Source organism: Coralliovum pocilloporae (genome assembly GCF_030845175.1).
GTDB lineage: Bacteria > Pseudomonadota > Alphaproteobacteria > Rhizobiales > Cohaesibacteraceae > Coralliovum > Coralliovum pocilloporae.
In genome coordinates, this window is the sequence record NZ_CP132542.1 from 3,761,061 (window position 1) to 3,775,096 (window position 14,036).

Below are 14,036 nucleotides of genomic sequence, written 5' to 3' on the forward strand. Positions count from 1 at the left end.
GCAGGTGACGATCTCGGCTGGTGGCATAGGGAGAAGACAAGAGCCTGATTTTGAACGGACCTGTCAGCCTTTGCCTTCCACCAGATAGGCCTCATCGAACCAGTGTTCTTCCAGATTGGGGCCGTCGCCTATCCGGTCGATGACGATGAAGCGTCCCGGGGCACCCATGGGGGCGAGGACGCCGTGCCAGACGCCGCGATGGAGGTTGATGGACTGGCCGGGCTGGCTGAGAAAGGCCTGCAGATTCGTCGGGCGGCCATCGCTGTCAGCCGAGGCGACGACCACCAGCATAGGCACACCATCCAGCGGAACAAAGGCCTGGCTGCCGTCAGGGTGCCGCTCCACCATGTCTACAATGTGCGGAAAAGCGCGCGCCTTTGCATCAAACAGGCTGATCCCGGCGCGACCATCGGAGAAGTCCAGCAGGGCCCGGTCATGATGCCGTCCGCACATGCCCTGATTGATCAGCTTGTCCGGCGCGCCATCCACTTCAATCACCTCGCCATAAGGGGCAAACATTTCGGCGGTCAGGGGGGCAAGCGGCAGGGTTTTCGGCATTGGGTTGTCCTTTACAGCGTGCTTCTGAAAAGTTGGCAGACTTTTCAGACAAAAGCTCGCGCAGATATAAGGCCCACTAGGGCAGCAGGTCTTTCAGGCGGAATTCGGCGATCCGTTCAACCTGGCGGCAGGCTTCGGAAAATTCTGTCTGTCGGTCATTGTCGATACGGCGATGGAAGGCTTCAAGGATAGAGGCCTTGGTGTGATCACGTACCGCGATGATGAAGGGGAAGCCGTGTTTGTCCACATAGTGGGTGTTCAGCGTCTGGAAGGTGCTGCGTTCCTCATCTGTCAGCATATCCAGACCGGCCCCGGCCTGTTCAGATGTGCTTTCGGCAGTGAGACGGCCTGCGGCTGCCAGCTTCCCGGCGAGATCCGGATGGGCATTGAGCACGCCGAGCCGCTCTTCATCGGACGCGCTGCGGAACATGCGGCAAAGAGCATTGTGAATGCCTGCGGCGCAGTCATGGGCCGGGCCAAGTTCCAGAGCAAAGGCGCGTTCGGCAATCCACGGGGAATGCTCAAAGATTGAGCCATAGGCTTCAACAAAGGCCTCCCGGCTCATCCGGCTGGGCCGGTCGAAAGTCTGAGGCGGATGTGTCGTCTTCCAATGCTCGGCAATATCGATGCGACGCGGACACCAGACCCCTTCAAAGCCGGAGATATAGTCGAGAAACCGCTTCAGCCCGGCAATCTTGCCCGGTCGGCCAATCAGACGGCAATGAAGGCCGATGCTCATCATTTTCGGCTGTCCGGCTTCGCCTTCCGCATAAAGCGTGTCGAACGCGTCGCGCAGATAGGCGGAGAAATCTTCTCCTGTAACCCAGCCCGGTGAGGCGGCAAACCGCATATCATTGGCTTCAAGTGTATAGGGGATAATCAGCTGGTCCCGGCCATCCACCTCAAGCCAGTAGGGCAGGTCGTCGTCATAGGTGTCCGAGATATAGTCAAACCCGCCATGGTCTGCCACAAGCCGCACGGTATTGACGGAACAGCGGCCGGTATACCAGCCGCGCGGGCGTGAGCCTGTCACTTCCTCGTGCAGGCGTACGGCCTCGGCGATCGCTGCGCGCTCATCGGCCTCAGCCATATCCTTGTGGTCGATCCATTTAAGCCCGTGGGAAGCGATTTCCCACCCGGCGCTTTTCATCGCTGCCACCTGTTCGGGACTGCGGGCCAGAGCACTTGCGACCCCGTAAATGGTGAGCGGAATATCATGGCCGGTAAACAGCCGATGGAGCCGCCAGAACCCGGCGCGCGCGCCATAATCATAGATGGATTCCATATTCCAGTGGCGCTGGCCCTGCCAGGGTTGCGCGCCCGGAATATCAGACAGAAACGCCTCTGACGCCCCATCCCCGTGCAGAAGGCAGTTCTCGCCGCCTTCCTCGTAGTTCAGTACGAACTGCACCGCTATCCGTGCTCCGCCCGGCCATTGGGCATGGGGCGGATTGGGGCCATGGCCGCGCATATTGCGGGGATATCGTGTCGGGCCTGATGTCTCTGGAGGGGTCACTGGCGCATCTCCGGTGTATTATTCATTATGCCGTTATAGCAAAAGAATGATTGTGGTTTTTCTCAAATCTCAAAAAGGTTCTTCTTGTGATAGGGTGCTGTACCGGATGACAAAAGGCGTCATAAAGGCACGATCCCTTATCCGCATCTGCATGATCCCAAGAGGCAACAATGACAGGCTATCTGACGACCCATGTTCTTGACACAGCGCGCGGCTGCCCGGCAGAGGGCCTTGAAATCGCGCTTTACCGGATAAGTGATAACGAGCAGGTGCATCTGAAAACACTTGTGACCAATGCGGATGGCCGGACGGATGAACAGATCCTGCCCGCTGGGGATTTCGTCACCGGTACCTATGAGCTGGTCTTTCACGCTGGCGCCTATCTGGATGCAACAGGCACCCCGCCGGAAGATCCGCGGTTCCTCGACCTCATCCCCATCCGCTTCGGCATGAGCGAAGAAAGCCACTACCACGTACCGCTGCTGCTGTCGCCGTTTGGCTATTCAACCTACCGGGGGAGTTGAGGGGCGTTCGATCAGGTGGCCTAATAAAGACTGGATATGCTCTAACCCGCTGCTGAGATGCGTCCGGTGCGCTGGCCGGTGAAGAAATCCGGATAGCGATGTCTCAGGTCGTGCTGCACGGTGCCAAGACCCGTCGGGCGGCCGAGATAGAAGCCCTGGGCGTTGGTGCAGCCGAAGCCGGTGAAGAGTGTATACTGGGTTTCGGTCTCAATGCCCTCAACCGTGACGCAGGCCCCGAGCTGGGCGGCCATCTGGATGACCAGATTCACAACATTGCGGACATTGTCGGATTCTTCTGCTGCGACCACAAAAGAACGGTCGATCTTGATTTCATCCCATGAAAACTTGCTGAGATAGGACAGGCCTGAATAGCCGGTTCCGAAGTCATCAAGGGAAATCTTGACGCCCAGTGCCTGCAGGCTTTCAAGAATGGGCCGGGTATGGCCGAAATCGGAAATCAGCATGGTTTCGGTGACTTCCAGCTTCAGCCGTTCTGCGGCCAGGCCGCTCTGTCTCAGGACCTCGCTGACACAGTCCACAATGTCATCCTTGAGAATCTGTGCGATGGACAGATTAACGGAGATGTAGAGGTGGTCAGGCCACTGGGCTGCATTCCGACAGGCCGAGAGCAGGACAAATTCACCCAGCTCGACAATCAGACCGGAGGTTTCTGCAAGCGGAATGAACTCTCCCGGGCTGATCGGGCCAAGCTCAGGGTGGGTCCAGCGCGCCAGCACTTCATAGCCGATGCAGTCACCGGTGGTCATGCTGAATTGCGGCTGATAGGCGAGATGAATCTGCCCTGTCGAGATTGCGATCTTGAGATCACTCTCGATCATTTCCCGACGCTTCAGCCGGATACGCAGATCATCATGATAGGCTACCACACGGTTCTTGCCCGTCAGTTTTGCATCCGTCAGGGCCAGGTCGGCATTCATCAACAGACTGAAGCCTGGAATCTCGGCATGGCGTGATTCCGCAATGCCGATGGACATGCCAAGCTCGACCGTGCCGAAATTCGTCTCCAGCGGACCGCGAAAGCCATCCAGAACGGTGCTGGCAAACTGCTCGAAATCCCAGGCCACATTGTCGACCACAAGCAGGACCAGAAATTCGTCACCCCCAACACGGGCAACCACACAATCCTCTCCGAAAGGCTCAACAACGGCCATCAGCTGGTTTGCAACTGCCTCAAGGGCGGCATCACCCGCTGCATGACCCAGAGTGTCATTGACGCTCTTGAAGCCGTCGAGGTCGATCGCCAGAACGCAGACCTTGCCGTGATGGGTTTCGCGGGTGGCAAGCTGGTTCAGCGTCTCGTCAATCACCATACGGTTGGCAAGGCCGGTTACCTGGTCATGTCGAGCAAGAAAAGAATACCGGTCCGCGTTTGACTGGGCCAGAGCGCTGGCGGTTTTCAGTGACCGGTTCTGGCGGATGGTGATGAGAAGGAGAAGACTGCCAAAAACGAGAAGTGCGCGGATCAGCCAGGTCTGGAACATCTGCGAGTTTTCCAGCCTTTGCCGGATGCTGGTTGCCTTTGTCAGACTCTTTTCATAAGCCGTTGCACCAATGCTATGGAATATTCTGGACAACCTGTAGGCAGCGGTCAGAAGCCCTTCGGCATCAAGAGGTTGCCCGGGATCTGCGAACAGCGCATCGACCTTGGCAATTTCAGCCCGTGCATTGGCCAGAGACCGGGTGAGGGCGGGGTCAGCTGCAACAAGTTTGCTAAAGTCACCGTTTGACCATGTCTCAAGACGGCTTTTGACGATAGCAATCTGGATTCTGGCCCGTGTGTGATCTGTCGGGGCCCGCGAGACAGCATACTGACCGATTGAAGCGCGGAGTTTCTCAATCTCGATCCGGCCATTTGATGCGCTCCAGGACACATCGAGGCGTTTGGCATGTTCCAGAGAGAAATTGGCGTCTTTGATAACCACCCAGTGGATGCCCACGGCAATCGCCAGAACCGCTACACAAGCAGCCAGATAACCTTGCAAGGGGAGTGATGTCAGCCTCAGCATTGCGCCTGGTTCATTTTGCCTCAATGGATCGGGTCTGCCAGACGGAACGCGAATGGTAGGCCTCGACCTGCAGGTCAGGATTGTCATCAAACGGGTAGATCATGAAGAGCGGACCCTTGTCCTCAATACGCATGTAAGTGCCGTTGAGCTTGTAAGCCAGAACGGGGCCAAACGCGGCGGCATCGGACACCGGAATAAGGGCGCTGTAGTCATTCAGCGCGATAACCCGGATATCGCCGCTGGTGATGCCGGTATCATCCAGAAGATCCTTCAGCAGAACGCCCTCGAAATGCACCAGTCCGCTGTGCCAGGGCGTATGGGTTTTCACCTCGTGCCTTTGGAAGGTCTCCAGGTCTTTCAGGGTATAATGCTTCTCGGTGCCATCTGCCGTCTTGCCACTGATGGTCAGGATGATGTCCTGCGCATGGGCCAGTGTTGCCGGCGCTAAACTCATAACCAGCATAATTATTATTTTTATTGCAAGTCTGGACAGTCCTGTCACGGAGCCCCCTCCAAGAATTATTAGTAACTTTACGTAATCATAGTGAAGCCGTTTTGTTAAGATTTGATTGAGTTTACCACACGTTTGAGCCCGCCTTTCATGGGTCTGAGCCTTAGGGTTCTGAACCCCTAAAACAAAGGTGCATAGCGCCAGTTATCGGCGTCAGGTGTTACCTCATCGGGGTCATAGTCTGCATCTCTGAGCCGACGCGCAACAGGAAGATTATCCTCTGCTGCCTCATCGATCAGGCGACGGCCTTTCTCTTGGTCCTGCTTTGTGCCATAGCCGCGCAGAAGGGCGAGGCCGTAATTGAACTTGCCGACCGGGTCGCCTGCGGCCGCTGCCTGCCTGTCCCAGTCTGTGGCGGCATCAGGATTGTAGTCTCCGCCAAGGCCGTTATTGTCCAGCTGCGCCATCCAGGTCATGGCTCCGGTATAACCGGCATCCGCACAGGTCTCGAACACTTCCCGGGCCATCTGGTGGCGACCGCTCTTGGTGATCAGATACCCGGCGGCGCAGGAGGACATGTCGGTCTGGCCACGGCGGATATTCTCCATCACCCGTGCCATGCTCATTTCTTCGGGATTGAGTGTCCCGCCCGGATCAGTCTGGCTGGTCGGGTCCGCAAGGGCAGGCGCCGCCAAAAGGCTCAGAAACAGTGTGACCCTAATCAGCATTCCGGTGTCCTCCTCACCTTCGGCATTTCCGAATCATACCAGAAACAGAGAAGAGACGCACCCGGACCGCTTGCATTGTGGTGATTTGCAGCTTTATCGCACGTCAGGCGGGCGGAAGCTGAGGCCGTGGGCTTTGAAGATCTGTTCTATCCGACCATCCTGAAGAGCTGCATAGATGGCATCATCCACCGCATAGGCCAGGGGCCTGTAGGCGAAATGAACGGCCACGCCTGATGTCCAGGAGCCAACCGCAAATCCCGGTAGTGGAGGCGTGTGAACCGCAAGCCCGTCTTTCAGCCCGGCCTCCAGTTGGGCCAGCGGCCCCATGGCGGCCTTTGTTTCCTCTTCGGCCAGGGCTTTCATCGCCTCGGCCACGGTCGGGTAGCGTTTGACATTCTGCCCAAGCTGGCCGCCGGGAAAAGAGGAGAGATAGAAATCGGCAATGGAATCGTTCTCCACCGCCACTGTGTCATAGCGGAAATAGGCAGGCACCGGGGCGTCGTCCGGATAGGCCTTTTCGCTATAGGCAATGGCCACCTGCTCCACGTGATACTGCCCGGTGAACACCACCTGTTCCACCCGGCAGGCAAATTCGCTGTCATAGGGCACATGCAGCATGACATTGGCGACGGCTCCGCCGACAATCGGGCCTTTCCACACCCAGTTTCTCAGATCAGCCTCAAGATTTTCTCCAGCCGAGACAAGAGTAAACCGTGCTTCGACCCCGAGTTCCTCGGCGATCAGGCGGCCAATTTCAATATCGACACCCTTGATCTTACCGGCTTCCTCGTAGGACCAGGGCCGGAAATCCTCATAGGCTGCAAAGGTGATGAAGCCCCGGTCGTGGATGGTGTCCAGATCCTGGCCTACAATATCCCGCGAGGCATTCTGCGGCTTGGGCTGGGGCACATAATCCTTGCAGCGGGCCAGCGCCGTATCTGTTACGCCGATCAACAGCAGGAGAGAGACACAGGGTCCGGCGAGAGCCTTCAGCATGAGTGATGCAATCCTTTCAGCCCCCAAAGGTCAAAAGACGATGTCAGCAAAGACTGGATATGTTCTATCCAGTTGTTTGAAAGCATATTCTTATCCGAAAACCGCGTACACTTTTCGGGAATATGCTCTAGAGCCCATCCACTCTATGTTGGTTCACTTGACCAGTTTTCCTTGTTTGCTGACAAGGCGAGCAGTCTGTGGTGATCTGGTTGATCATAAAGACTGCTCAACGCCGCTCAGCGGGCAAGGAAAGCTGGCCTTCGGTGGGGTGATATGGTCCATCGTCGTCGTCAAAGACCTTGCACGATCTACCAGATCGAGCTGCGTTCTTTTCCTAGCCGAATAAACCATATCGCCTCCATCAAGTGATTCAACATAGAGTGGATGGGCTCTAATTCGCTGCCGACAGGCCGATGGTAAGCACTTCCGCGGCCTTTGCAAAGTCCGGCTTGGCGGAGGCCAGAATATTGGCGGCCCTGAAGGCAACACTGTCTGCAACAGGCGCGCCGGATTCCGTCTCAATGCCATCGGCAATGCCTGACAGCTCGGACTGAAGGGCTGTGGCATCGCCATCACCGCCTGTGGCCATGGCTTTCAGCTGGTCACGGATTTCGAGCAGGCGCGGGGTTACGCTGTCGAGCGCACCATCACCGGGGCGGGTTTCGATATAGGTACGGATTGCCCAGGCGGCTTTCTGACCCAGGAGTTCGCCAAAGGCCGGCATCTTGGTAATGCCGTTCTGGGTATAGCCATGCTGGAACCGCTCCACATACCATTCGTCGCCGTCCAGCTCTGCTTCCAGATAGCGGAGATCAGGAGCAAGACCACCGGAGACCACACCGAGCCCATGGCAACGGGCGCAATTCTGGTTATAACCGCTATCGCCGATCTCGATGGCCCTGGTCCAGACATCTGCACTCTGGCCGCGATAGGGGTTCTCCTCCAGCCATTCCTCACCCACATCCGGCAAGGCATCCGTGTTAACCGGCTGCGGTGCCACATCACCATGCCCGTGTACCAGCGATGGCGTCATGGCAGTGGCGATGATCACGCCCAGGACTGACAGAATTGTTCTGTTCATTGGTGTTGTCTCCTTCCCGTTCCCTGGAACTATTCTTAAAGGAGAGGGGTGGCGGAGGGCTACGGGACTTTGGTTTGAACAGGCTTCAACCCTGTTGCGACCTTGGTCCAATGGCAGGCGTCTGAGGCCACCCGTAAGCTTTTGAAAATCGTAAAGAGGTGCATATCTTTGGGAGGATATATGCGCAGTCTCATCAGCTTTCTGGCTGGTTTTGTGCTTCTGTCACAGGCCGCAATGGCGGAAATCGCCGTGCCGATGGTCTATCTCAAGCAGCAGGTGGACCTGCCGCCAACCCTGTCCAATCTTGACCCGGTGCCGGATGACCTGGGCGAGAGCGGAGCCCGGCTGGGGCTCGCGGACAATCTCACCACCGGCGGCTTTCTGGGGCATCAATACAGCCTCGAGACCGTGTATGTGCCGGTGGGTGGTGATGTGCTTGCTGCAGCCCGTGAGGCCCTTGCCCGCTCATCCTTTCTTGTTCTGGATGCGCCGGACGTCGTGCTGACAGCCATTGCCGATTTGCCTGAAGCAAAGACTGCGCTGTTGTTCAACGCATCAAGCGCCAGCAATGTCTTGAGAGGGGAGGCCTGCCGGGCCAATCTGTTTCACACTCTGCCATCCTATCAGATGCGCAGTGATGCCCTGATGCAGTTTGCCCGTGCCAGACGCTGGGATAGTCTGGCACTGATTGCAGGCGCGCATTCGGGAGACAAGGCCTTTGCCGAAGCGCTACGCAAGAGTGCGGTCAAGTTCGGCCTCGATATCGACGCAGAAAAGACCTGGCTGTTTGACGCGGATATGCGCCGCAATGCGGCTCAGGAAGTGCCTCTGTTCACCCAGGATCTGGGCGATTATGACCTGTTGCTGATTGCCGATGAGCTGCACGATTTTGGCCGCTATGTGGCCTATAACACCTGGCGTCCGCGCCCGATTGCCGGCTCTGAGGGCCTGCGTCCCGTGACCTGGGCCCCGGTGGTGGAGCAATGGGGTGCAGCCCAGCTTCAGAGCCGGTTCCGCAAACAGGCAGACCGGCCCATGCAATCACGGGATTATGCGGCCTGGGCTGCGGTGCGGGTGATTGGCGAAGCGGTGACGCGCACCAATGGGGCCGAGCCTGAGGCGCTACGGGCGTTCATTCTGTCAGACCAGTTCGAGCTTGCGGGTTTCAAGGGACGGCCCCTGAGCTTCCGGACCTGGAATGGTCAGCTGCGCCAGCCCATTCCGCTGGTGACCGAGCGGGCGCTTGCGGCCCAGGCCCCGCTTGAAGGCTATCTGCATGAGCATAACGAGCTCGATACACTCGGCATCGACAAGCCGGAAAGCGCCTGCCGGGCGTTTCAGTAACAAGACGGGAAGGGAGAGAACCATGGCTTTGTCGCGTCTGCTCACAGCAACGGCCCTTGTGGCCCTGATGAGCGCTCCTGTAGCGCAGGCTGCCGAAATCTGGGTGACCAATGAGAAGGATGACACAATCAGCGTCATCGATATCGCCACTCTGGAGGTGACCCGCACCATCCCCACCGGCGAGCGGCCGCGGGGTATCACCTTCAGCAAGGATTTCAGTCGCGTCTATATCTGCGCTTCAGACAGCGACACCGTGCAGGTGATGGACCCGGAGACGGGCAAAATTCTCCATGAGTTGCCGTCAGGGGAAGACCCCGAGCAGTTTGTGCTGCATCCCAATGACCGGCATCTCTATATCGCCAATGAAGATGATGCGGTGACAACCGTGGTGGACACGGAAACCCGCACGGTGATTGCCCAGATCAATGTGGGTATTGAGCCTGAGGGCATGGCCGTGTCGCCGGATGGCAGGATTGCCATCACCACATCTGAAACCACCAATATGGCTCACTGGATAGACACCGAAACCCGCAAGTTGTTTGCCAATACGCTGGTGGATTCCCGTCCCCGCCACGCGGAATTTGCCGCAGGCGGCAAGGAGCTGTGGGTGAGCTCAGAAATCGGCGGCACCATCACCGTGTTCGAGACCGAAACCCAGGCCGAGAAGGGCAAGATCCGCTTCGAGGTGAAGGGCGTGCATCCGGACCGGGTCCAGCCCGTGGGCTTTGAGTTTACCGCTGACGAGAAGACCGTTTTCGTCGCGCTCGGGCCATCCAACCATGTGGCGGTGGTGAATGCCGAGACCCTTGAGGTTGAGGACTATATTCTGGTGGGGCGCCGGGTCTGGCACATGGCCTTTTCGCCCGACAAATCCATGCTGTTCACCACCAATGGCGTCTCCGGTGATGTGACGGTTATCGATGTGGCCAAGCGCGAAGCCATCAAGTCAATCAAGGTGGGTCGTTTCCCATGGGGCGCGGCGCTGAGACCATAAGCATTCAAAACAACAAAACCAATTGTTCAGGAGGAACCCATGTTGAAATCCCTGGTGCTGGCACTGGCCTTCAGCCTCACGCTGCCCGCTCTTGCAAGTGCTGCTGCTGATGATGACGATGACGACCCGCAATTTGGTCTGGCCGGGCTTCTGTCTGCATCCAACAAGGAAGATCTGCCGCCGGTGATCCTGTCTGCGGGCGTGCCCCTGTCGGACAAGCCCTGGGTGCTCAAGTCCGGCACCTATTACGAGTTTGAAATCCAGGGCGATGGCAGTCAGGAACTGGCCCTGGTGGGACCGGAGTTCTTCCGGGCCATCTGGATTGACGAAATCGTGGTGGAGGGCCTCGAAATCCGTCCGCTCGGCCTCGACAGTATCGAGTTTGATGAGGCGGGCGAGATGGAAATCGGTTTCATCGCCCTCAAGCCTGGGTCATACTATATGAAGGTGCCGGGCTCTACCGGCGAAACACAACGGCTTGAGATTACCATTCAGTGACAGGACTATGCGTCCACAATCTCTCCTATGCCTATGGATCGAAGCAGGCGCTTGATGATGTCAGCTTCGCGGTCCAGCCCGGGCAGTTCTGCGCGCTTCTCGGCCCCAATGGTGCCGGGAAGTCGACGCTTTATTCCCTGCTGACACGTCTGTTCACCAGCCCCGACGGGCGGATCGAGATTGCCGGTATCAGCCTTGATGATGCGCCGCGTGAGGCGCTTCGGCGCATGGGGATTGTCTTCCAGCAGCCGACCCTGGATCTGGACCTCACCGTCCGGCACAATCTGACCTATTTTGCCGCGCTGCATGGCCTCTCGGGCAGGCGGGCTGAAACCCGTATTGATGCGGTGCTTGACCGGCTGGCCATGGGGGGCCGGGCCCGTGAAGTGGTGCGCCGGTTGAATGGCGGTCACAGGCGCAGGCTGGAAATTGCCCGCAGTCTTATCCATGAACCCGATATCCTGTTGCTGGACGAACCGACCGTGGGGCTGGATGCGGCCACCCGCCGGGCCATTACCGATCATGTGCATGATCTGTCCGAGGCAGACGGGCTGACAGTGCTCTGGGCCACTCACCTGACCGATGAAATCCGGGATACGGACCAGGTGCTGATCCTGCATCAGGGCAGGGTGCTGCGGGATGGGGTGGCCGGTACCCTGCGCGGGGACAGTTCTCTGGCTGACATGTTCCTGACCCTGACCGGAGAGGCCGGATGAGCGCTTATCTGATTGTGCTCCGGGCCATCATCCTGAGGGAGGCATTCCGCTTTGTGGGCCAGCGCAGCCGGTTCATCGCGGCCCTTGTGCGCCCGTTGCTCTGGCTTGTGGTTTTTGCCGCAGGATTTCGGGCGGCGCTGGGCCTGTCGATCACGCCGCCCTATCAGACCTACACCACCTATGAGGTCTATATCGTGCCGGGCCTCTGCGGCATGATCCTGCTGTTCAACAGCATGCAGAGCTCCCTGTCGCTGGTCTATGACCGGGAAATGGGGTCAATGCGCCTGCTGCTCACAAGCCCCATGCCGCGCTGGTGGCTGCTGGTCTGCCGGTTGCTGGCCAGCACGGTGATTTCTATCCTGCAGGTTTATACCTTTCTGGCCATTGTGGCGCTCTATGGCATCCGGTTTGACCCGCTCGGCTATCTCGCCATCCTGCCCGCGCTGCTGATTGCCGGGCCAATGCTGGGTGCCCTGGGACTGGCACTGTCGTCCACCATTCGCCAGCTTGAGAATTTCGCCGGGGTGATGAATTTCGTCATCTTCCCGATGTTTTTCTTATCCAGCGCGCTCTATCCCTTGTGGAAGATGGCCGAAAGCTCTGAGCTGCTGCATGATATCTGTGCAGTCAATCCTTTCACCCACGCCGTCGAGCTGATCCGCTTCGCGCTCTATCTCCAGTTCAACGGCCCGGCGCTCGGCTGGACTATCCTCGCCACAGCCCTGCTGCTGGCCTTAGCCCTCTGGGGCTACGACCCCACCCGCGGCATGCGACGATGAGGGGAAGGAGATCCTCCGACTTCCCCCAAGGATACTTTGTGGGCGTGGTGTGACTACAAAGTATCTTGAGAGCATCTGGAATGCGGAATTTGTTTGCTTGTAGAATGAAGCGTAGATAAACTGTTGATTGCGCAACTAGGTTGATAGCCTCGGGTCCAGAAATGATGCGGTGTGAAGAAACGGATTCAATCCAATGGGTTGGTCTTGAGGGTGATGGTGACGAGGCCGATTTGGCTGAGGATCTAGAGACCGTTTTTGATATTAAGATCTCCAACGAAGAATACGCTCACGTAACGACTCTTGGTGAGGCGTACGATATTATCTGTGAGAAACTTGCTAAAAGGGAGGGGCCTCAAACTAGGTGCTGTACTGCTATGGCATTTTACAGATTGAGCCGAGCTCTCGGCAAGACAGCAAAACAGCACCCTGCAATGAGACTGACCGTTCCTGAAACGAGTAATCCGAAAGATTTCAAGGAGATCCTCGAAAGAGAGACTGGTTTCAAGCTTGATTTCTTGATCAGAAACAGCCTGTGGGTTGATGTTCTTGATATCTTACGATGTACGACCTGGCTTGCTGCACCGATTCTGTTATCAGGCGTTGCAGCGGGCTTGGCAGGCATTTTGATTTTTGCCGCCTCATATTATCTTTGGAGAGTTGCAAGTTATCTCGATAAGGGTGTGTGGGTCTTTGAAGGGACTATAGGAGATTTGGCAAGAAGGACTTCTGACGCTCACATTGGTCAACTCATATCAAGGGGAGGTCAATGGAAAAAAGAAGACATCTGGCGGATTATGACGGGAATTGTATGTGATCATACCGGATATCCAAAAGACCGAATGAAGCCGGAGATGACATTCTTCTGATCGTGTCGATAGAGCTTTTGAGTGTGATTGAAACAGAGAGCTTTGATCTCTGATAAACAGGCATTCTGATTGAGACCTGCGTGGTTAATCCTTTCACCCACGCCGTCGAGCTGATCCGCTTCGCGCTCTATCTCCAGTTCAACGGCCCGGCGCTGGGCTGGACCACCCTCGCCACAGCCCTGCTGTTGGCCTTAGCCCTCTGGGGCTACGACCCCACCCGCGGCATGCGACGATGAGGGTGCTGGAAACAAACGTCGTACTTTGAAATTTGTTTCTGCGCGAGCGCTTATCTGAAAAGCCTATCGACGTTTCAGAAGTGCATTACAGGTTCCATAATGTAAATTATCAGACTCCATCATATCGCCGTCACAGTGCTGTTGCCCTCGCCTCTGGTAAACGCTCCAAGCCTGCTAACAACAAATATCCTGAAGAAAGGCGCTGATGTGGCTCGGTAGCTGGTACAGAGTTGCTGGATTTGTCGTATAAGTTGAAATTTATCCTCATGTATGCTTGGTGAGGCCATGCTCAGATACAAACATTTGCTGCCGGAGAAAGACATTTCAATTCTGGATGAAAAGCTTTCATACAAATGCGTCTTGCTTTCTGAAATGAAAGCAACTGCATCTTATCGTAACAGTTTATGCCGCCAATTGATCAATAGCGGATGTAAATATTTTATGGCTTGGGGGACAGAATGCGAGACTTGGCATGATAGTATGGATACAGCAGTTCTTGAAAAATCCAATTATGATGAAGTTCCTGCCGATGAAATGGTGATAACCACATGGCACGACGGTGAATCAATCGTAGACGTACTACGGTTTGCAAAAATTGATGCGTGTAAATCCTATACAGATGAACCACTTAACGAGCTGCTGGTTCTGGATACCTCAGAGCAAAATCGAAAGGCCGTTGTTCAAGAGTATTTTGAAAATACCCGTTAGATTTACTCAGAAAT

General features: G+C 56.6%; 16 protein-coding genes. 9 read left to right on the top strand and 7 right to left on the bottom strand.

Annotated elements, in window-relative coordinates:
* Nucleotides 1-63: 63 nt before the first annotated feature.
* On the bottom strand, nt 64-558 hold the full coding sequence (locus RA157_RS17000; protein ID WP_350334305.1) for an ureidoglycolate lyase: 495 nt from the start codon (nt 556-558) through the stop codon (nt 64-66).
* 76 nt (nt 559-634) lie between these two features.
* Nucleotides 635-2,029: an allantoinase PuuE gene (gene puuE, locus RA157_RS17005; RefSeq protein WP_350336237.1), complete on the bottom strand. Its 1,395-nt coding sequence runs from the start codon at nt 2,027-2,029 to the stop codon at nt 635-637.
* A 215-nt stretch (nt 2,030-2,244) separates the two neighbouring features.
* Here puuE and uraH point away from each other — a divergent pair, with 215 nt between their 5' ends.
* Nucleotides 2,245-2,598 carry a hydroxyisourate hydrolase gene (uraH, locus tag RA157_RS17010; protein ID WP_350334306.1) on the top strand — a complete coding sequence of 118 codons (354 nt, stop codon included), beginning with the start codon at nt 2,245-2,247 and terminating at the stop codon, nt 2,596-2,598.
* Between the two features lie 41 nt (nt 2,599-2,639).
* Here uraH and RA157_RS17015 read toward each other — a convergent pair whose 3' ends face one another.
* From RA157_RS17015 to pedF, 5 genes are all read right to left on the bottom strand, one after another.
* On the bottom strand, nt 2,640-4,625 hold the full coding sequence (locus RA157_RS17015) for a putative bifunctional diguanylate cyclase/phosphodiesterase (protein WP_350334307.1): 1,986 nt from the start codon (nt 4,623-4,625) through the stop codon (nt 2,640-2,642).
* Nucleotides 4,626-4,635: 10 nt separating this feature from the next.
* The gene (locus RA157_RS17020) at nt 4,636-5,079 is read right to left on the bottom strand and encodes a putative pterin-binding protein (protein WP_350334308.1); all 444 of its coding nucleotides are present in this window, start codon (nt 5,077-5,079) and stop codon (nt 4,636-4,638) included.
* Nucleotides 5,080-5,255: 176 nt separating this feature from the next.
* Complete coding sequence (locus RA157_RS17025) at nt 5,256-5,804, bottom strand: tetratricopeptide repeat protein (RefSeq protein WP_350334309.1); 549 nt, start codon at nt 5,802-5,804, stop codon at nt 5,256-5,258.
* Nucleotides 5,805-5,897: 93 nt separating this feature from the next.
* Nucleotides 5,898-6,800 (bottom strand): substrate-binding periplasmic protein, encoded by a 903-nt coding sequence (locus RA157_RS17030; RefSeq protein ID WP_350334310.1) that lies wholly within the window; start codon nt 6,798-6,800, stop codon nt 5,898-5,900.
* A 391-nt stretch (nt 6,801-7,191) separates the two neighbouring features.
* A complete protein-coding gene (gene pedF / locus RA157_RS17035) occupies nt 7,192-7,881 on the bottom strand; it encodes a cytochrome c-550 PedF (protein WP_350334311.1) in 690 nt (229 codons plus the stop codon).
* Nucleotides 7,882-8,061: 180 nt separating this feature from the next.
* Between pedF and RA157_RS17040 the strand changes: the two genes are divergently transcribed.
* The 8 genes from RA157_RS17040 (at nt 8,062) to RA157_RS17075 (ending at nt 14,022) form a co-directional block, all read left to right on the top strand.
* Nucleotides 8,062-9,225: an ABC transporter substrate-binding protein gene (locus RA157_RS17040; protein ID WP_350334312.1), complete on the top strand. Its 1,164-nt coding sequence runs from the start codon at nt 8,062-8,064 to the stop codon at nt 9,223-9,225.
* Between the two features lie 22 nt (nt 9,226-9,247).
* Complete coding sequence (locus tag RA157_RS17045; protein ID WP_350334313.1) at nt 9,248-10,219, top strand: YVTN family beta-propeller repeat protein; 972 nt, start codon at nt 9,248-9,250, stop codon at nt 10,217-10,219.
* Nucleotides 10,220-10,258: 39 nt separating this feature from the next.
* Nucleotides 10,259-10,717 carry a hypothetical protein gene (locus tag RA157_RS17050; protein ID WP_350334314.1) on the top strand — a complete coding sequence of 153 codons (459 nt, stop codon included), beginning with the start codon at nt 10,259-10,261 and terminating at the stop codon, nt 10,715-10,717.
* Nucleotides 10,714-11,433, top strand: a complete 720-nt coding sequence (locus RA157_RS17055; protein WP_350334315.1) for an ABC transporter ATP-binding protein — start codon at nt 10,714-10,716, stop codon at nt 11,431-11,433. Before RA157_RS17050 ends, RA157_RS17055 begins: the two co-directional genes overlap by 4 nt.
* Nucleotides 11,430-12,212, top strand: coding sequence for an ABC transporter permease (locus tag RA157_RS17060; protein ID WP_350334316.1), 783 nt, complete (start codon nt 11,430-11,432; stop codon nt 12,210-12,212). The genes RA157_RS17055 and RA157_RS17060 overlap by 4 nt, the downstream gene beginning before the upstream one ends.
* A 161-nt stretch (nt 12,213-12,373) precedes the next feature.
* Nucleotides 12,374-13,078 (top strand): hypothetical protein, encoded by a 705-nt coding sequence (locus RA157_RS17065; protein WP_350334317.1) that lies wholly within the window; start codon nt 12,374-12,376, stop codon nt 13,076-13,078.
* 80 nt (nt 13,079-13,158) lie between these two features.
* Nucleotides 13,159-13,314, top strand: a complete 156-nt coding sequence (locus RA157_RS17070) for a hypothetical protein (protein WP_350334318.1) — start codon at nt 13,159-13,161, stop codon at nt 13,312-13,314.
* 285 nt (nt 13,315-13,599) lie between these two features.
* Entirely contained in the window at nt 13,600-14,022 is a 423-nt protein-coding gene (locus RA157_RS17075; RefSeq protein ID WP_350334319.1) for a DUF7684 family protein, read from the top strand.
* Nucleotides 14,023-14,036 lie beyond the last annotated feature (14 nt).